Annotated in this window: 1 pseudogene; it reads right to left on the bottom strand. The window is 60.0% G+C overall.

Features of this window, described 5'->3' with window-relative positions:
- A pseudogene (locus CXR03_RS18415) lies at window positions 1–550 on the bottom strand (hypothetical protein); the annotation flags it as partial.

Genomic DNA, 550 nt, shown 5'->3' with positions numbered 1-550 from the left:
ATGGCCTTGGGGTCATAAGTGACCTTTGTTGAACCGCGGCCGCGAGAAGCAAACTTACCGATGGACTGGATGAGGATGGCCCGCAGCGCGCCACCGAGTGCTGTCTTAAGTCCTTGGGGAAGCTCAGGATCCTCTGCAACCATCTGGCGGGCCTCGGTAAGTTTCTTCGCCCAGGTGTCCAGGGGCTTTGATTCCGTCATGGTCCGCCTGGCCACAGCATCACCCTCACGGAAACGCTTTCGTTCAGCCGGCATCTTGTCGTTGAACAGAACAGCCTCCAGCGGGTCCACCAGCCAGCCGAATTTTTGAGCAACAAAGATCTCTGCCCCGTCGCACCAGGTCTCTCCTGTTGCTCCGGGCCGGTTGGGGTAATACCAGCCCTGCCTGGCGTTGTGGTGCTGCACTCCGAAGATCCCGACGTTCCGCCAGCCCGGGGGAACGGTAAACCTGATCCGGTAGCGTGCCCGCGCATAGGGCTTTTCGAGCAGCAGATCCGCAGCCTCGGAACGTTTGAGTCTGATGCCTGGACCAATACCGAGCCGGTTGCACA

Source organism: Arthrobacter sp. 08Y14, from assembly GCF_002929455.1.
Lineage (GTDB): Bacteria > Actinomycetota > Actinomycetes > Actinomycetales > Micrococcaceae > Arthrobacter_B > Arthrobacter_B sunyaminii.
The sequence above is the reverse complement of the archived record's forward strand: the minus strand, read 5'-3'. Positions and strand labels throughout refer to the sequence as shown.